Here is a 17,969-nt window from a genome sequence, read left to right as displayed (position 1 = left end):
TCACGTCCCTGTCGTGCCACGCGCCGCGCTCAGCTCACCACCGTCCCGTTCAGCACCACCCGGCGCGGCGCCGCCAGCACCCGTACGTCCGCGCGCGGGTCCGTGTCGTAGACGACGAGGTCCGCGGGGGCGCCCTCGTCCAGGCCGGGGCGTCCGAGCCACGCGCGTGCGCCCCAGGTCGTCGCCGAGAGCGCCTGGATCGGCGGGATGCCCGCCGTGACCAGTTCGGCGACCTCCGCGGCCACCAGACCGTGCGGCAGGGTGCCGCCGGCGTCCGTGCCGACGAAGACCGGGATGCCGGCGTCGTAGGCGTCGCGCACGGTGTCGTAGCGGCGTTCGTGGAGGCCGCGCAGATGGGCCGCCCAACGCGGGAACTTGGCCTCGCCGCCGGCCGCGAGCTGCGGGAACGTCGCGATGTTCACGAGCGTGGGGACGATCGCCACGCCGCGCTCCACGAACAGCGGGATCAGCTCCTGTGTGAGGCCCGTCGCGTGCTCGATGCAGTCGATGCCCGACTCGACCAGGTCGCGCAGCGAGCTCTCGGCGAAGCAGTGCGCCGTGACCCGCGCGCCCAGCCGATGGGCCTCGGCGATGGCCGCCCCGACCGCGTCCCGGGGCCAGCTGGGGGCGAGGTCGCCCACCTCACGGTCGATCCAGTCGCCGACCAGTTTGACCCAGCCGTCGCCGCGCCGGGCCTCCTGGGCGACGTACGCGACCAGGTCGTCGGGCTCGATCTCGTGGGCGTAGCCGCGGATGTAGCGGCGGGTGCGGGCGATGTGCCGGCCCGCCCGGACGATCTTCGGGAGGTCCTCGCGGTCGTCGACCCAGCGGGTGTCGGAGGGCGAGCCGGCGTCACGGATCAGCAGGGTGCCCGCCTCGCGGTCGGTCAGCGCCTGCTTCTCGGCGACGTCCGGCTCGACCGGCCCGTGCGAGCCCAGGCCCACATGGCAGTGCGCGTCGACGAGACCGGGCAGCGCCCAGCCCTCGACGGTGCGGATGTCGCGGGCGCCGGCGGGACGGTCGTATGAGATCCGGCCGCCGACCACCCACACCTCGTCCCGGACCTGGTCCTCGTCCCGGCCGACGAGGACTCGGCCCTTCACGTGCAGCACCGCGCGATCGCTCATGTACAGCACCCTATTGAATCCTCCCCTCCCTGAAGGGAGGGGATTCCTGGCTCAGGCTGCCTCCTGGAGCAGCGCTCCAGGAGGTCTTCCGCCATCGGCACCAGCCGGGTTGAGACCAGCCCGGACGAGCATCACGCATGCGGAGTTCTTGTCCCGTGGGGACACGTTTCCGCACGCGGTGCAGATGTAGGTGCGCTCACCGAGCGGCAGGCGATGCTTGGCTCTCGCATCGCAGTGCGCGCAGTCCATCGTGGTGTGCGCGGGATGGACGAGGCGGATGTCCCGCCCGCGCTTGCGGCCCATCTCGATCAGGGCTGCTTTGGTGGCGCCGATGGCGGCGTCAGCGGCCTTGCGGGCCATGGTGGTCTTGGCGAGGAACTTCGGGCGGAAGTCCTCCACCGCGATGGCGTCGTGGTCGCGGACCACCTTCTTGGCCCACTTGCGGCCGGTGTCCGCACGCTGCCTCGCAATCTTTTTGTACACCTTCGCCCGCAGTTTCTTCGCCTCGCGATAGCCCTTCGATCCGGGCTGTCCCTTCTTCGGCTTGCGGCGGGCCATCATCCGGTCGTACCGGGCCAGCTTCGCCTCAGCCTTCCTGCCGTGCCCGCTGTGCGGCAGGTCGTGCGCGTCGGATGTGGTGGTCGCGGTCTCCTTCACACCCCAGTCGACACCCAGTACCCGGCCGGTCCCCGGCAGGGGCCGGAGCTGGGCGGGCACGACGAAGGAGCAGTACCAGTGCCCCAGGCTGTCCTGGTAGACACTCACCGAGGACGGCTCAGCCGCCAGCTCCCGCGACCACACCACCCTCACCACGACGCCCCCGGCCAGGTGCAGACGGCCCTCCTTCAGACAAACCCGCGCCGGGTGTAGTCGAGGGACGGCAGTGCCTCCCGTTTGGTCTTCCACTTCGGCATCCCCGCCCGGCGCGTCATGGGCAGGCGTTCGCGGACGTCCTTGCGCGCCTTGGCACGGGAGCGGCCGAAGTCACGGATGACCTGCTGTTGGACAACCGACGAGCCCTCACGAAGCCACGGCGTCATCTTCCGGGCTTCGGTCAGCATCCTGTCGAGCTGCGCCGGCCCGCACGTGGCCTGCCCGCCGGTCGCCTGGTTGTGCAGATGCACGGCCCTGGACTTCGCGACACATTCGTTCCACACCCAGCGGCACCGGTCCCACTCCGCCGCCAGGACAGAGCAAGCGGTGGACGACACGCGCAGCCGGTACGTGTACCGGGCATGCCCGCCTTCCGCAGCCACCCCCACGCGTGCCATCTCGCCCCCTCACAGCCCGGCCAGGACACTGTGCCGTCCCGAACCCTTCGAAGGACCATACGTACGACCGCCGCACACACGTCCCTCGATCCCGCAGCCACCACCCCGACCAGCGATCACCGGCACACGCGTTCGCATCACCCCGGCGACACCGACAGCGGCACGGGCGCTCCGCGCCCTGAACCGGATGCGGCGACGCTCCGCGTCGCAATACCCGGATGCGATTCCTCCCCGGCGTGAACGCCTGGGCCTCCTCGCAAGAACCAGGTGAACTACTTCTCCGGGCCGCCCACCTGGTCCGAGGTCTCCTCCTCCACCTGCGCCATCGCCGGGTCGAGGAGGCGGGAGAGGAAGTGGCGGGTGCGCTCGTGGCTCGGGTTGCCGATGACATCGGCCGGGGCGCCGTCCTCGACGATCACACCGCCGTCCATGAAGACGACCCGGTCGGCGACCTCCCGGGCGAAGGTCATCTCGTGGGTCACCACCATCATCGTCATGCCCTCGTTCGCGAGCATGCGCATGACGGCGAGGACGTCCCCCACGAGCTCCGGGTCGAGCGCCGACGTCGGCTCGTCGAAGAGCATCACCTCGGGCCCCATGGCGAGGGCGCGGGCGATCGCGACGCGCTGCTGCTGGCCGCCGGAGAGGGAGGCGGGGTAGGCCGTCGCCTTCTCCGACAGCCCCACCCGCTCCAGGTTCTCGGCGGCCACCTTCGCCGCCTCCGCCTTGCCGCGCCCGAGCACGCGGCGCTGCGGCAGCGTGAGGTTCTCGGTCACCGACAGGTGCGGGAAGAGGTTGAACTGCTGGAAGACCATGCCGATACGACGGCGTACGGCGTCGATGTCGACATCGGGGTCGGTGAGCTCGGTGCCGCCGACGAAGACCTGGCCCTTGGTCGGCTCCTCCAGCAGGTTCACGCAGCGCAGCAGCGTCGACTTGCCCGAGCCGGACGGGCCGATCACGCAGACGACCTCGCCCTGGCCGATCTCCAGGTCGATGCCGCGCAGCACCTCGTTGTCGCCGAAGGACTTGTGCAGCCCGCGTACGTCGATCTCGGGTCGGCTCATTTCACGGCCTCCTGGGCCTTCGCCTCCATACGGCGCACGACGAAGCCGAGCGGGATGGTCACCAGCAGATAGCAGAGGCCGGCGACCAGGATCGGCGTGGAGTTGGCGGTCGTGCTGGCCAGGTCGCGGCCGAACTTGGACAGTTCGCGCTCCTCCAGCGTCACGCCGAGGATCAGGACCAGGGAGGAGTCCTTGAAGAGCATGATCAGCTCGTTGGTGAGCGGCGGAAGGATGATCCGGAACGCCTGCGGGATGATGATCGAGACCATCGCGCGCGCGGGCGAGAAGCCCAGCGAGCGGGCGGCCTCCATCTGCCCCTTGGGCACGGCCTGGATGCCGGCCCGGAACGTCTCCGCCATGTAGGCGGCGCCGATCACGCCGAGCCCGAGGGCCGCCTTGCCGTAGGTGCCGCCGATGATCTCCGTGCCGGGGAAGGCCAGCGGGACGGCCACGCCGATGAAGACGAAGATCAGCAGGGCGGGCAGACCCCGGAAGATCTCGATGTAGACGGCGGCGACCCAGCGGTACGGGCCGACCGACGACAGCCGCATCAGCGCGATGACGAGACCGAGCACCAGCCCGAGCGCGAACCCGGACAGCGTGTACAGCACGGTGTTCTTCAGCGCGAGCGTGATGACGTCGGGGAACATCTCCTTGGCGATGTCCCACTGGGCGAACTGGTTCTTCAGCCGGCCCCAGTCGGCGGTGACCGCGAAGACGATCACCGCCGCGACGAACACCGCGTACTGCACGCCACGCGACAGGCTGCGCTTCTGGCGCCGGGTCAGGCCCTTTTTCCTCGGCTGGAGTCGTACGTCCGTATCAGCCATGGGTCAGGAGGCCGAGGCCGAAGGGGAGGCCGAAGGGGAGGCCGAAGCGGCGGGGGACGCGGCCGACGCGTCGTAGGGGCCGATCCACTGCTCGTACAGCTTCTTGTAGGTCCCGTCGGCCTTCGCGTCCGCCAGCGCCTTGTTGACGGCGGCCAGCAGCTTGGCGTTGCCCTTCTTCACCGTGAAGCCGTACTGCTCACCGGTGTTGAGGTTGTCGACGACCTTGAAGGCGTCGGCGTTGGCCTTGTCCTTCAGCCAGCCCTGGACGACCGGGTAGTCGATGATGACGGCCTTCACCTGGCCGGTGCGCAGACCGTTGAGGACGGCGTCGGAGGACTCGAAGGAGACCGGGTCGAAGCCCTGCTTCTGGGCGTAGTCCTCGCCGGTGGTCTGCGCCTGGGCGCCGAGCTTGAGGCCCTTGGACTTGACGTCGGCGAGCGAGGTGACGCCCACGCCCTTGTCGACCAGGACGGCCTGGGTGGCGTCGAAGTAGGGGTCGGAGAAGTCGACGTTCTTCTTGCGCTCCTCGGTGATGGTCATGCCGGCCGCGGCCAGGTCGCACTGGCCGGAGTTCAGGAAGGCGCCGGTCTTGAAGTTCTCGAACGGCGTGTCGACGATCTCCTGCTTCACGCCCAGGTCCTTGGCGACCAGGTCGATCAGGGACACGTCGAAGCCCTGCACCTTGCCGTCGATCTCCGACTGGAAGGGCGGGTAGGGCAGGTGGGTGCAGGTGGTGAGCTGGCCCGCCTTGACGAGCTCGACCCCGCCGGCGGCGGTCTTGGAGCCGCTGCCACCGTCGTCCGTGGAGGTGCAGGCAGCCACGAGCATCAGCCCGGCCGTCGCGGTGACGGCGGCCTGGAGACGGATCCGGCGCCGGGGGAGGGTGATCACGGCGGGCCTTCCTGTAAGAGAACTATGGGTTCCGATTATAAGGAGAAGTTTGGGTATCTCAAACCAAACCGATGGCTACAGGGCCGCCCGACCTAAGAACTCGGCAGTAGAGAGGGCAAGGCGGGCGCCGGTTACCCTCGTCACCTCTACCCCGTGAGTGAAGAGAGCACCCCCGTGACCCACCCGTTCCTGGATCTCGCCCCGCTGAGCGCCGCGCACTTCGCCTCGATCGAGGACCGGGTGGCCCGGCTGCTGGACACCCGGCAGGACGTCGTGATCATGCAGGGCGAGGCGCTGCTGCCGTTGGAGGGCGCGATCCGCGCCACGGCCGGACCGGGCACCACGGCCCTCAACGTGATCACCGGCCCGTACGGGCAGACCTTCGGCGACTGGCTGCGGGACTGCGGCGCGAGGGTGATCGACCTGGCGGTGCCCTTCCACACGGCGGTGACGGCCGCGCAGATCCGGGAGGCGTTCGCCGAGCACCCGGAGATCGACTTCGTCTCCCTGGTGCACGCGGAGGCGGCGACCGGCAACACCAACCCGGTCGCGGAGATCGGCGAGGTGGTGCGGGAGCACGGCGCGCTGTTCTACCTGGACGCGGTTGCCTCGATCGGCGCGGAGCCGGTGCTGCCGGACGCGTGGGGCGTGGACCTGTGCGTGATCGGCGCGCAGAAGGCGATGGGCGGCCCGGCGGGCGTGTCGGCGGTGTCGGTGAGCGAGCGGGCGTGGGCCCGGATGTCCGCGAACCCGAAGGCCCCGCGCCGCTCCTATCTGTCCCTGTTGGACTGGAAGCAGCGCTGGATCGACGGCGGCCGCAAGACCCTGCTGCACGCCCCGGCCCAGCTGGAGATGCTGGCCCTGGAGGCCTGCGTCGAACGGATCGAGACGGAGGGCCTGACGACGGTGATGGCCCGCCACGCCTTCGCCGCGTCGGCCACCCGCGCGGGCGTGCTGGCACTGGGCGGCGGCCTTGAGCCGTACGTGTACGACGCGACGGAGGCGGCCCCGGTCGCCACGACGCTGCGCGTCCCGCCGGGCGTGGTGGCGTCGGAGCTGGTGACCCGGGCCCTGGAGAGCGACCCGGCGCTCCCGCTGGCCGCGGGCGGCGGCGCCCTGGCCAAGGAGATGATCCGGGTCAACCACTACGGGGGCGACGCGACCGTGGACGTGGTGCGGGCGTGCCTGACGGCACTGGGCACCGCGCTGGCGGAGAAGGGGCTGACCGTGGATCCGGAAGCGGCCCGGCGGGGCGTCGAGGCCGCCTGGCGGTAGGCGCGGGTTCCGGCCCGCGCGGGCCGGCCCAACGCCCCGTTCGTCGGCCGGGCGTTGTCAGTGGCCCCTGGCAGACTCGCCGCATGACTGCCGACACGCCCCGGACCCTCCCCGACGGCCGCCCCGTCCCGCTCCTGACCGGTGATGAACTCCCCATGCTGGAGAGCTGGCTGGCGTTTCACCGGGCCACGCTCGAGTTGAAGTGCGCGGGGCTGGACGACGCGCAGGTGCGGCAGCAGGCCGCCGCACCGTCCGAGTTGACCTTGCTCGGACTGGTTCAGCATCTCGCCGAAGTCGAACGCAACTGGTTCCAGCGGGCGTTCGCCGGGCTGGACGTGCCGCCGGTCTTCGAGGAGGAGAGCGGGTACGCCCTGGATGCCTCGCGGGGGCTCGACGAGGCGCTGGCGGTCTGGCGGCGGGAGATCGCGCGGGGGCGCGAGCTGATCGCCGGACGGTCGCTGGAGGACACCGGGCGGATCCCCGACGGCCCGATGGCCGGCCTCGAGATCAGCCTGCGCTGGGCGATCATCCACATGATCGAGGAGTACGCCCGGCACAACGGGCACGCGGACATTCTCCGGGAGCGTATCGACGGGGTTACCGGAGCCTGAATCCAACAGCGGCGAAGCGGCGATTCGGGAATTCTCCCCGAATTTTGCCGGAGTTTCTTTGCGAGGATAGCTTGCCTGAGTCTTCTGCCCGGATTCCATGCGGCTAAACGCAGGGAATTTCCGGCCGGTTACGATCGCGTGACGCATTGCACAACAGGGGTGATATGCGCAGTTTGCGTGGGTGGATAAGGGGCATATCGGTCAACCGCCCATGCAGCATCACGGAATCACCACGGCCCCTCCATGCGTTATTGAATTTCCCTGGGTAAGTTCAATCCGCATGACTGCCGCACAAGCAGACCTACGTATCGACCGTCCGTCGGTGGCGGACGGGGCCGCGCTCTGGCGTATCGCAAAGGAATCCGGAACGCTCGATCTGAACTCCTCCTACAGCTATCTGCTGTGGTGCCGCGACTTCGCCGCCACCTCGGCGGTGGTGCGGGCGGAGGGCGGGAACGGCGGCGAACCGGTCGGGTTCGTCACCGGGTACGTACGGCCCGAGAACCCGGGGACCCTGCTGGTCTGGCAGGTTGCGGTCGACGCCGCGTACCGCGGTCACGGCCTCGCCGCCGCGCTGCTGGACGGACTGACCGCGCGGGTCGCGGCCGAACGGCCGCTCACCACCGTCGAGACCACGATCACGCCCGGCAACACCGCGTCCGAGCGGCTGTTCACCTCGTTCGCCGACCGGCACGGTGCGGCCGTCACCCGCGAGGTGCTGTTCGGCGCCGGGCTGTTCCCCGACGGCCCGCACGACCCCGAAGTGCTCTACCGCATCGGGCCCCTCTCCCCCAGCACCCTGTGACCGGCCCCCTCCCCACTCCCCTCACGGCCTTCCCCCACCGCTTTCCCCCCACGCCCTCTCTCCTTCCCACCCCCACACCAAGGAGTGTTTCGTCGTGACCATCACCCAGCCCGACCTCAGTGTCTTCGAGACCCTCGAGTCCGAGGTACGCAGCTACTGCCGCGGCTGGCCCGCCGTCTTCGACCGTGCGCAGGGCAGCTGCATGTACGACGAGGACGGCCACCGGTACCTGGACTTCTTCGCCGGCGCCGGGTCACTGAACTACGGCCATAACAACCCCGTACTGAAACGGGCGTTGGTCGACTATCTGATGCGGGACGGCGTCACGCACGGGCTCGACATGTCCACCGTCGCCAAGCGGACCTTCCTGCAGACCTTCCAGGATCTGGTGCTGCGCCCGCGCGACCTGCACTACAAGGTGATGTTCCCGGGCCCGACCGGCACCAACGCCGTGGAGTCCGCGCTGAAACTGGCGCGGAAGGTGAAGGGGCGCGAGGCCATCGTGTCGTTCACCAACGCCTTCCACGGAATGTCGCTCGGCTCGCTCGCCGTCACCGGCAACGCCTTCAAGCGGGCCGGGGCCGGGATCCCGCTGGTGCACGGCACGCCCATGCCGTTCGACAACTACTTCGAGGGGACCGTCCCGGACTTCCTCTGGTTCGAGCGGCTCCTGGAGGACCAGGGGTCCGGGCTGAACAAGCCCGCCGCCGTGATCGTCGAGACCGTGCAGGGCGAGGGCGGCATCAACGTCGCACGTCCGGAGTGGCTGCGGGCGCTCAAGGAACTGTGCGAACGGCAGGACATGCTGCTGATCGTCGACGACATCCAGATGGGATGCGGGCGCACCGGGGCCTTCTTCTCCTTCGAGGAGGCCGGGGTCACCCCCGACATCGTCACCCTGTCCAAGTCCATCAGCGGATACGGGCTGCCGATGTCGCTGTGCCTGTTCAGGCCCGAACTGGACATCTGGGAGCCGGGCGAGCACAACGGCACCTTCCGCGGCAACAACCCGGCGTTCGTCACCGCCACGGCCGCCCTGGAGACGTACTGGGCCGACGGGTCCGCGATGGAGAAGCAGACCCGGGCGCGGGGCGAGCAGATCGAGCAGGCACTCATCTCGATCACCGAGGAGAACCTCGCCGACGTCAGGGAGTACCGGGGTCGTGGACTCGTGTGGGGCCTGGAGTTCCACGAGAAGGCGAGGGCCGGGCGGGTCGCGCGACGCGCCTTCGAGCTCGGGCTGCTGATCGAGACGTCGGGCCCGGAGAGCGAGGTCGTCAAGCTGCTGCCGGCCCTGACCATCACCCCCGAGGAGCTGGACGAGGGCATGAGCGTCGTCGCCCGCGCCGTCCGGGAAACCGTCTGACACCCGCGGAAACCCACCAACCCCGCACACCCACGATCTCCCCGTTCCCCCCTACCTAGGAGGCATCGCACCACCGTGATCGTCCGTTCGTTCAAGGACATCGAAGGCACCGACCGGCATGTACGGGCGGCGTCCGGCACCTGGGAGAGCAAACGCATCGTCCTCGCCCGGGAACGAGTCGGGTTCTCGCTGCACGAAACGATTCTGTACGCGGGCACCGAGACGTCGATGTGGTACGCGAACCACATCGAGGCCGTCGTCTGCGTCGAGGGCGAGGCCGAGCTGACCGACCACGAGACCGGGCGGACGCACAGCATCACGCCCGGAACCATGTACCTCCTCGACGGACATGAGCGGCACACGCTGCGCGTCAAGGAGGACTTCCGCTGCCTCTGCGTGTTCAACCCGCCCGTGACCGGACGGGAGGACCACGACGAGAACGGCGTCTACCCCCTGCTGACCGAGCCCGAGGAGGTGTGAGCACCGTGACCACGCTCACCGATCTGTATCCCACCCGTGGCACCACCGAGGTGTCCGTGCCCCGCCAGGACCCCGTCGTCTGGGGCTCCCCCGACGCCCCCGGCCCGATCGCGACGGCCGACCTCCAGGCGTACGAGCGCGACGGCTTCCTCTCCGTCGACCAGCTGATCAGCGACGACGAGGCGGCCGTCTGCCGGCGGGAGCTGGAGCGGCTCGTCGCCGACCCGGAGATCCGCGCCGACGAGCGCTCGATCGTCGAGCCGCGGTCCAAGGAGATCCGGTCCGTCTTCGAGGTGCACAGGCTGAGCCCGGTGTTCGCCGCCCTGGTGCGCGACGAGCGGGTCGTCGGGCGGGCGCGGCAGATCCTCGGCTCGGACGTGTACGTCCACCAGTCGCGGATCAACGTCAAGCCGGGCTTCGGGGCCGGGGGCTTCTACTGGCACTCGGACTTCGAGACCTGGCACGCCGAGGACGGTCTGCCGAACATGCGGACGGTGTCCGTCTCGATCGCGCTGACCGAGAACTACGCCACCAACGGCGGGCTCATGATCATGCCGGGCTCGCACCGGACGTTCCTCGGCTGTGCCGGGGCCACGCCCGAGGACAACTACAAGAAGTCGCTGCAGATGCAGGACGCGGGCACGCCGTCCGACGAGGCGCTGACCGCGATGGCGAGCGACTACGGCATCAAGCTGTTCACCGGGAAGGCCGGTTCGGCGACCTGGTTCGACTGCAACGCCATGCACGGGTCCGGCGACAACATCACGCCGTTCCCGCGCAGCAACGTGTTCGTCGTGTTCAACAGCGTGGAGAACACGGCCGTGGAGCCGTTCGCGGCTCCGATACGGCGGCCGGAGTTCATCGGAGCAAGGGATTTCACTCCGGTCCGCTGACGACCCGCCGACACCCCGGCGGCTGCCGACCCGGGCAGTTGCGGGCCGGCAGTGCAGGCCGGGGTGTCAGCGCGACAGCGCGTCCAGCAGGCGGTCGACGTCGGCGGGTGTGTTGTAGAGGTGGAAGGAGGCGCGCAGGTTGCCGGAGCGGTCGGAGACCTGGATACCGGCGGCGTCCAACTCGGGCTGCCGATAGCCCAGTTCGGGCACGGAGACGATCGCGGAGCCGGGCGCGGGAAGCGGCTCGTGACCGAGGGCGGCGAGTCCCGTGCGGAAGCGGTCGGCGAGGGCGCGGTCGTGGGCGCCGATCGCCGTCACGCCGAGTTCCTCGACCAGTTCGAGGGAGCGGCGCAGTCCTGCGTAGGTGAACAGGGCGTGCGTCAGGTCGAACCGCCGTGCCGAGTGGGCGGGTTCGGCCACCGGGCCGTAACAGCTGTCCCAGGGTGCCTCGCCCGCGACCCAGCCCGCGAGGATCGGCGACAGCCCGCCGAAGTCCTCCGGGACCACGAGGAAGGCCGCGCCGTGCGGGCCGAGCAACCACTTGAAGGAGACGGCGGCCGAGAAGTCGTGGGCGTCGGCGTCGGCCGGCAGCCAGCCGGCGGCCTGCGAGAAGTCGACGTAGGTGCGCGCCCCGTGCGCGCGGGCGGCCTCGCGCAGGGCGGGCAGGTCGGCGATCCGGCCGTCGGCGGACTGCGCGGCGCTGACCGCGACCAGCGCCGTGCCGGGGCGGACGGACTCGGCGATCCGCTCCAGCGGCACGGCGCGCACCTTGAGGTCGCCGCGGACGTGGAACGGGTTGAGCACGGAGGTGAAGTCGTCCTCGGCGGTGAGCACTTCGGCGCCCGCGGGAAGCGAGGCGGCGATCACGCCGGTGTGCGCGGCGACCGATGCGCCCAGCGCCACCCGGGTGACCGGTACGCCGGCCAGCCGGGCGTACGCGGCCCGGCAGGCCTCCACGTCCTCGTGCAGCGGAGTCAGCGGCCTGCCCTCGGCCCGCAGCAGCGCCGCCTCGTGCAGGGCGGCGACGGTGCGGGCGGGCAGCAGGCCGTTGCTCGCCGTGTTCAGGTATGTGGTCTTCGGGGTGAACTCGGTGCGGACGAGGCTCTCGAAGGTCTCCATGGGTCCACTGTGGGACCCCCAGAACGCCTCGTCCATTGCCGATTTTTATGTGATTCCGCTTAGGACGGCTTATGGATCGCCTCTCACCTGCGGTTTTTCAGTGCTGCGGCACCGCGCACCCGTCCGGACCGCAGGCCTGCGCGCCGCCGTCGTCGATCAGCTTCAGCGGAGAGCGGTCGCCCCAGGCCTGGGTGAGGGCCTGGGCGAACACCTCGGCGGGCTGGGCGCCGGAGACGCCGTAGGCGCGGTCGAGGACGAAGAAGGGCACGCCGTTCGCGCCGAGCTGGGCGGCCTCGCGCTCGTCGGCGCGGACCTCGTCGGCGTAGCGGGCCGGGTCGGCGAGGACCGTGCGGGCGGCGTCGGCGTCGAGACCGGCCTCGACGGCCAGTTCCACGAGCCGCTCCTCGCCCTCGGTGAACAGCGACCGCTCCTCGGCGAAGTTGGCCCGGTAGAGGATCTGGATCAGCTCGTCCTGCCGGCCGTGCTCCTTGGCGAAGTGCAGCAGGCGGTGCATGTCGAAGGTGTTGCCGTGGTCGCGGTCGCGGGTGCGGTAGTCGAGGCCCTCGGCGGCGGCCTGGGCGCCCAGGTTCTCCTCGCCGGCCTGCGCCTGCGCCTCGCTCATGCCGTACTTCTTGGTGAGCATGGCCAGCACGGGCTGGACGTCGCCCTTGGCGCGGCCGGGGTCCAGCTCGAAGGAACGGTGCACCACCTCGACCTGGTCGCGGTGCGGGAAGGCCTCGAGCGCCTTCTCGAAGCGGGCCTTGCCCACGTAGCACCAGGGGCACGCGATGTCCGACCAGATCTCGACCTTCATGTTCTCTCCAGCTCGTACGGGTACGGAGGCTCCCCCCGCCGGGTACGTGAACGTTCAATCAGCGTGGATCATTCCCGGGCACGCAGTAGCGCAGAAAGAGATGGTGATCGCCCTGGGCGGGCGGGTTCTGCGGGTCCGGGAACCAGCCCTGACGTGCGTAGAACGCCTGGGCCCGCCGGTTGTCGACATGCACGTCGAGCACCGCCGTGCGTCGGCCGTCCGCCCGCCACTGCTCCGCGCAGGCCGTGTGCAGAGCCGTGCCGATACCGCCGCGCCAGTGGTCGGGGTCGACATGGAACTGGAACAGCTTGACGGTGTCCGCCCCCGCCCCCTGCGGCGTACGGAACGAGGCGAGGCCGACGATCCGCCCCCGCTCGACGACGCAGAGCACCTGGCCGTCGGGCCGCTCGATGGCGGTGCGCCAGTTCGCGAGCCAGTCGGTGCCGTCCTGCGGGATCCCGTCGGGGTAGTAGGTCGCCCGGGCTCGGGCGTGCAGGGCGGCGACGGTCTCCGCCTCGGCGGGCACGGCGGTGCGGATCACCCGGCCTCCCGTGACGCGTTCTTCGATCATGCAACCGAGGACGTGCCGGCCCGTTCCCCGGTTCCGGCCCCGGCCGAACCGGGGGCGGGGGGGCGCTGTGCGCGGTGACGGGTGCGCTCAGCTGCCGTCTCTCAGGTCGTCCGGCCACTCGGTCCTGAACTCGAGGTGGTCGTACGTCACGACGCACCCGTCGCCCATCGGCGACTGCGTCATGAACCCGATGAGGGCCGCGCCGGTCTCCTTCTCCTCGCCCAGCGTGAACAGCCGGACGAAGGTCCAGCGCTTGCCGTCCCGGGAGGCGTGGAAGGCGAAGGCACGACCGGTCCTGCTCACCCGCAGCCAGACCGAACTCCCCTCCACGGTGAAGGAGTTGGCGTCGTCGGAGTGCCCCCGGGTGACCACCGTGCAGACGGTCGCCACATCCGGAGAGTACTCCAGACAGAGCTTGGCCCAGGCCCGTTCACCGACATGGACGTACAACGCCCCCGCGTCGAAGGCCCAGTTGAACCCGACGGTGACGCGGGCGATGAGCTGGAAGTCCCCTTCGGGCGCCCCGAGCAGCCGGGGCGCGTCGGCAGCGGGGTCCAGCGCCTCCCCGGTGGGCGGCACGAAGCGGTCCTGCCGAGCCCCGGCCCACCCGATCAACACCCCGTCCTCATACAACCAGTGCCCGTCGGGGCCGTAAGTACGAAGGGGGAAGGGCAGTTCGGGAAGGGAGACATCCATGGCCCGATTATCCAGGGTGGGTGGAGCTGTCCGGGGGCGCGGGGCCTGTCGGCACGCGGCTCCGCCGCGGGGGCGCGAGCGGTCACCATGACCGAACCCGCGGTCGACGATCGACCGCACCCCCACGGCACCCGCGCGGAGCGCTATCGCTCCAAGTGGCCGTTGAACCGCCGGGGCAGCCCCAGCTCGTTCTCGTCCCGCAGCTCCACCGGCAGCAGCGCGGCCGGAGCGTTCTGATAGGCGACGGGCCGCAGCCACCGCTCGATGGCGGTCCCGCCGACAGACGTGGACGTGGACGTGGTGGCCGGGTACGGCCCCCCGTGATGCTGAGCGGGCGCGACGGCAACGCCCGTAGGCCACCCGTTCACCAGCACGCGTCCGGCGAGCGGCGTCAGCTCGGCGAGCATCTCCGCCCCACGCCCCTGGCCGGCGGCCTCCGCCTCGGACAGCTGAACCGTCGCCGTCAGGTTCCCCGGCAGCCGCGACAGAACCGCCTTGACCTCGCCCTCGTCGTCGTAGCGGGCCACGACGGTGACCGGCCCGAAGCACTCCTCCAGCAGCAGATCGTGCTCCCCCTCGGCGGCGAGCCGAGCAGCGGGCACGGTCAGGAAGCCCGCGCTGACGGTGTGCTCCCCGCCCGCGCCGGGCGTCACCGGCGACTCCACGTCGGCCAGCTCCGCGCGCTCGGCGACCCCGGCGATGAAGTTGTCCCGCATCCGGTGGTCGAGCAGGACGCCCGCGTCGGTGTCGCTCACCGCGTCCGTCAGCGACTTGACCAGGCCGTCGCCGGCCGCGCCGGACGGCACCAGCACCAGCCCGGGCTTGACGCAGAACTGCCCGACGCCCAGCGTCATGGACCCGGCGAGCCCGGCGCCGATGGTCTCGGCGCGCTCGGCGGCGGCCTCCTCCGTCACCACGACGGGGTTGAGCGAGCCCAGCTCACCGTGGAACGGGATCGGCGCCGGCCGCGCGGCGGCCGCGTCGAACAGCGCCCGCCCGCCCCGGATGGAGCCCGTGAAGCCCGCGGCGGTGACCAGCGGGTGCTTGATCAGCTCGACGCCGGCCTCGAAGCCGTGCACGAGACCGAGCACGCCCTCCGGGATCTTGTGCTCGGCGGCGGCGTGCCGCAGCACCTTGGCGACCAGTTCGGACAGCGCCGGGTGGTCGGGGTGGGACTTGACGACGACCGGGTTGCCGGCCGCGAGCGCGCTCGCGGTGTCGCCGCCCGCGACGGAGAAGGCGAACGGGAAGTTGGACGCCGAGTACACGGCGACCACACCGAGCGGCACCTTGTAGCGGCGCAGGTCGGGGATGGGCGGGGTGGCGGTGTCGTCGGGGTGGTTGATGACGACGTCCAGGAAGGCGCCCTCGTCGACGATGTCGGCGAAGGCCCGCAGCTGGTAGCAGGTGCGGGCGAGCTCGCCGTTCAGCCGGACCGGGCCGAGCGCGGTCTCGGCGTCGGCCACCTCGACGAGCGTGTCCTTGGCCGCCTGGAGCCGGTCGGCGGCGGAGCGCAGGAAGGCGGCGCGGACGGTGCGGTCGGCGAGTGAGCCGCGCGCGTCGTGGGCGGCGCGGACGACGGTGTCGACCTCCTGGGCCGTGGCCTCCACCGCAACCTGTTCACGCTGCTTCCCGGTTCGGGGGTCGACACTCCAGACTGGTGCTGCTGCCACCGCGGGTCCCTCCACGCTTGGTACTGACCATGTTCGGTACAGGCTCTGGTACTGGCTCACCCACCAGGGATGTTCGATATGCTGAACGCCGTCTCTGATGGTGAATATGCTGTTCGAGACTATATCTTCAGCTTGTCGTCGAACGAAGGGGTCAAGGCGATGTCGGCTGGCGAGACGGGGGGCGGGGCGCAGGTCAAGTCCGCGGTGCGGACGGTTGAGCTGCTGGAATACTTCGCCGGCCGCCCAGGAATGCACTCCCTGGCATCGGTCCAGGAAGCCGTCGGATATCCCAAGTCCAGTCTCTACATGTTGCTGCGCACCCTGGTGGAGCTGGGCTGGGTGGAGACCGACGCGACGGGCACACGGTACGGCATCGGCGTGCGGGCGCTGCTCGTCGGCACCTCCTACATCGACGGCGACGAGGTCGTCGCGGCGGCCCGGCCGACCCTGGACCGGCTCTCCGACGACACCACCGAGACCATCCACCTCGCCCGCCTCGACGGCACGAACGTCGTCTACCTCGCGACCCGCCAGTCCCAGCACTACCTGCGCCCCTTCACCCGCGTCGGCCGCCGGCTGCCCGCCCACTCCACGTCCCTCGGCAAGGCGCTGCTGAGCACCTACACCGACGAGCAGGTCCGCAAGATGCTGCCGGAGACGCTCCCGGCGCTGACCGAGCACACCATCACCGACCGCGAGAAGCTCATCGAGGAGCTGCACCAGGTCCGCGAGCAGGGCATCGCGGTGGACCGCGAGGAGAACACGCTGGGCCTGCGCTGCTTCGGCGTGGCGATCCCGTACCGCACGCCGGCCCGGGACGCGATCAGCTGCTCGGTGCCGGTGGCGAGACTCACGCCCGCGCACGAGCAGTTGGTGAAGGACGCCCTGTTCGACGCGCGCGACCGCCTCACGCTGGCGACCCGTCGCCTCTGAGGCCGGCCGACTACATGAACGGACGATGAGAATCCAGGCGGACGGGAACGATCGATCTCTTCCCGTTCGTCTTTCTCATCGCAATGAACAAGACGATCAGGCGCGCCTCGGTCTTCGCGCTGCTGCTGGTGTTGGCCCTACTGATCCGGGCGACCTGGGTGCAGTTCTACGAGGGCCAGGCACTCGCGGACGACAAGTACAACCGGCGCAACGCGATCGAGACGTATGCGGAGCCGCTCGGGAACATCATCGTGGCCGGAAAGGCGATCACCGGCTCGGCCGTCACCTCGGGCGGCGATCTCAGATTCAAGCGCACGTACACGAACGGCAAGCTGTACGCGGCGGTGACGGGCTACGCCTCGCAGAGTTACGCCCCGACGCAGCTCGAAGGCATCTACACGAGCCTGCTCAACGGCACCGACACCCGTCTGAAGACGGCGCTGGACACGGTCACGAACAAGCGGGCCGACCCGGGCGACGTGATCACCACGATCGCCCCGGACGTGCAGAAGGCGGCGTACGACGCGCTCGGCGACAAGAAGGGCGCCGCCGTCGCGATCGACCCGAAGACCGGCCAGATCCTCGCGGTCGTGTCGACCCCGTCGTACGACCCGTCGTCGCTGACCGACGCCAACACCGCCCAGGCCGCCTGGAAGCAGCTGAACGCGGACCCCGACAAGCCGCTCACCAACCGGGCGCTGCGCCAGCCGCTCGCGCCGGGCTCCACGTTCAAGCTGGTAGTTGCGGCGGCCGCGCTGGAGGACGGGCTGTACTCGTCGGTGGACGAGAAGACCGACAGCGTGGACCCGTACAGGCTGCCGGGCACGCGGACTGACCTGAGCAACGAGAACCCCTCCGCGCCCTGTGAGAACGCCACGATCCGGGTCGCGCTGCAGTACTCCTGCAACAACGTGTTCGCGCACATGGCCGTGCAGCTCGGGCAGGACAAGCTGAGGGCGATGGCGGAGAAGTTCGGCTTCGACGACGACAGCCAGGACGTGCCGGTTCGGGCGTACCCGAGCGTGTATCCGTCCGACATGGACGAGTCGTCCACGGCGCTGACCGGCATCGGCCAGTTCGACGTGACCGCGACCCCGTTGCAGATGGCCATGGTGTCGGCCGCCATCGCCAACGGCGGCAAGCTGGTCTCGCCGCACATGGTCTCGCAGATCACCAACGGCGGCGGCGACGTCCTGGAGGACTACGACGACAAGGCGTCGACGAAGGAGATCGTCAGCTCCGACACCGCCGAGCAGTTGCAGTCGGCGATGCAGACGGTCGTCGAGAAGGGCACGGGCACGAACGCGCTCATCGACGGCGTCACCGTCGGCGGCAAGACGGGCACCGCACAGAACGGCGAGAACAACAGCAAGGCGCCGTACGCCTGGTTCACGTCGTACGGCAAGTCCGACTCGTCGGGCAAGGAGGTCGCCGTGGCGGTCGTGGTCGAGCAGTCGGACGCGGCGCGTTCCGAGGTCAGCGGCAACGGGCTGGCCGCCCCCGTCGCGAAGGCGATGATGGAGGCGGCACTGAAGAACTAGGCCGTC

General features: G+C 70.1%; 17 protein-coding genes and 1 pseudogene. 8 read left to right on the top strand and 10 right to left on the bottom strand.

Annotated elements, in window-relative coordinates:
• Positions 1–29 precede the first annotated feature (29 nt).
• From B5557_RS34505 to B5557_RS34485, 5 genes and pseudogenes are all read right to left on the bottom strand, one after another.
• Positions 30–1,127 (bottom strand): amidohydrolase family protein, encoded by a 1,098-nt coding sequence (locus B5557_RS34505; RefSeq protein WP_079665162.1) that lies wholly within the window; start codon positions 1,125–1,127, stop codon positions 30–32.
• 51 nt (positions 1,128–1,178) lie between these two features.
• A pseudogene (locus tag B5557_RS34500) lies at positions 1,179–2,398 on the bottom strand (RNA-guided endonuclease InsQ/TnpB family protein).
• A gap of 272 nt (positions 2,399–2,670) precedes the next feature.
• On the bottom strand, positions 2,671–3,465 hold the full coding sequence (locus tag B5557_RS34495; protein WP_079663143.1) for an amino acid ABC transporter ATP-binding protein: 795 nt from the start codon (positions 3,463–3,465) through the stop codon (positions 2,671–2,673).
• Positions 3,462–4,295, bottom strand: a complete 834-nt coding sequence (locus B5557_RS34490) for an amino acid ABC transporter permease (protein ID WP_079663142.1) — start codon at positions 4,293–4,295, stop codon at positions 3,462–3,464. Before B5557_RS34490 ends, B5557_RS34495 begins: the two co-directional genes overlap by 4 nt.
• Positions 4,296–4,298: 3 nt before the next feature.
• Positions 4,299–5,186 (bottom strand): transporter substrate-binding domain-containing protein, encoded by an 888-nt coding sequence (locus B5557_RS34485; protein WP_079663141.1) that lies wholly within the window; start codon positions 5,184–5,186, stop codon positions 4,299–4,301.
• 174 nt (positions 5,187–5,360) lie between these two features.
• Here B5557_RS34485 and B5557_RS34480 point away from each other — a divergent pair, with 174 nt between their 5' ends.
• The 6 genes from B5557_RS34480 to thpD all read left to right on the top strand — a co-directional run bounded on the left by B5557_RS34480 (position 5,361) and on the right by thpD (position 10,616).
• Positions 5,361–6,461 carry a pyridoxal-phosphate-dependent aminotransferase family protein gene (locus tag B5557_RS34480; RefSeq protein ID WP_079663140.1) on the top strand — a complete coding sequence of 367 codons (1,101 nt, stop codon included), beginning with the start codon at positions 5,361–5,363 and terminating at the stop codon, positions 6,459–6,461.
• A gap of 83 nt (positions 6,462–6,544) precedes the next feature.
• A complete protein-coding gene (locus tag B5557_RS34475) occupies positions 6,545–7,072 on the top strand; it encodes a DinB family protein (protein WP_079663139.1) in 528 nt (175 codons plus the stop codon).
• Positions 7,073–7,352: 280 nt separating this feature from the next.
• The gene (gene ectA, locus B5557_RS34470; protein ID WP_079663138.1) at positions 7,353–7,877 is read left to right on the top strand and encodes a diaminobutyrate acetyltransferase; all 525 of its coding nucleotides are present in this window, start codon (positions 7,353–7,355) and stop codon (positions 7,875–7,877) included.
• A 94-nt stretch (positions 7,878–7,971) separates the two neighbouring features.
• Entirely contained in the window at positions 7,972–9,243 is a 1,272-nt protein-coding gene (gene ectB, locus B5557_RS34465; RefSeq protein WP_079663137.1) for a diaminobutyrate--2-oxoglutarate transaminase, read from the top strand.
• A 75-nt stretch (positions 9,244–9,318) separates the two neighbouring features.
• Positions 9,319–9,723: an ectoine synthase gene (locus tag B5557_RS34460; RefSeq protein WP_079663136.1), complete on the top strand. Its 405-nt coding sequence runs from the start codon at positions 9,319–9,321 to the stop codon at positions 9,721–9,723.
• Positions 9,720–10,616, top strand: coding sequence for an ectoine hydroxylase (thpD, locus tag B5557_RS34455; protein ID WP_079663135.1), 897 nt, complete (start codon positions 9,720–9,722; stop codon positions 10,614–10,616). The genes B5557_RS34460 and thpD overlap by 4 nt, the downstream gene beginning before the upstream one ends.
• 66 nt (positions 10,617–10,682) lie before the next feature.
• Here thpD and B5557_RS34450 read toward each other — a convergent pair whose 3' ends face one another.
• The 5 genes from B5557_RS34450 to B5557_RS34430 form a co-directional block, all read right to left on the bottom strand.
• Positions 10,683–11,735, bottom strand: a complete 1,053-nt coding sequence (locus B5557_RS34450) for an aminotransferase class V-fold PLP-dependent enzyme (RefSeq protein ID WP_079663134.1) — start codon at positions 11,733–11,735, stop codon at positions 10,683–10,685.
• A gap of 97 nt (positions 11,736–11,832) precedes the next feature.
• Positions 11,833–12,549 carry a DsbA family oxidoreductase gene (locus tag B5557_RS34445; RefSeq protein ID WP_079663133.1) on the bottom strand — a complete coding sequence of 239 codons (717 nt, stop codon included), beginning with the start codon at positions 12,547–12,549 and terminating at the stop codon, positions 11,833–11,835.
• Positions 12,550–12,607: 58 nt separating this feature from the next.
• Complete coding sequence (locus tag B5557_RS34440) at positions 12,608–13,120, bottom strand: GNAT family N-acetyltransferase (RefSeq protein ID WP_173877766.1); 513 nt, start codon at positions 13,118–13,120, stop codon at positions 12,608–12,610.
• Positions 13,121–13,207: 87 nt separating this feature from the next.
• A complete protein-coding gene (locus B5557_RS34435; protein WP_079663132.1) occupies positions 13,208–13,816 on the bottom strand; it encodes a DUF1349 domain-containing protein in 609 nt (202 codons plus the stop codon).
• Positions 13,817–13,959: 143 nt separating this feature from the next.
• Positions 13,960–15,489: an aldehyde dehydrogenase (NADP(+)) gene (locus B5557_RS34430; protein ID WP_079663131.1), complete on the bottom strand. Its 1,530-nt coding sequence runs from the start codon at positions 15,487–15,489 to the stop codon at positions 13,960–13,962.
• A gap of 159 nt (positions 15,490–15,648) precedes the next feature.
• On the opposite strand from B5557_RS34430, the gene B5557_RS34425 reads away from it, so the two are divergent.
• A complete protein-coding gene (locus tag B5557_RS34425) occupies positions 15,649–16,422 on the top strand; it encodes an IclR family transcriptional regulator (protein WP_079663130.1) in 774 nt (257 codons plus the stop codon).
• An 83-nt stretch (positions 16,423–16,505) separates the two neighbouring features.
• The gene (locus B5557_RS34420; protein WP_079663129.1) at positions 16,506–17,963 is read left to right on the top strand and encodes a peptidoglycan D,D-transpeptidase FtsI family protein; all 1,458 of its coding nucleotides are present in this window, start codon (positions 16,506–16,508) and stop codon (positions 17,961–17,963) included.
• Positions 17,964–17,969 lie beyond the last annotated feature (6 nt).

Source organism: Streptomyces sp. 3214.6, from assembly GCF_900129855.1.
Classification (GTDB): domain Bacteria; phylum Actinomycetota; class Actinomycetes; order Streptomycetales; family Streptomycetaceae; genus Streptomyces; species Streptomyces soliscabiei.
Note: the sequence above shows the minus strand (reverse complement) of the source record. Positions and strands in the feature narration are given on the sequence as shown.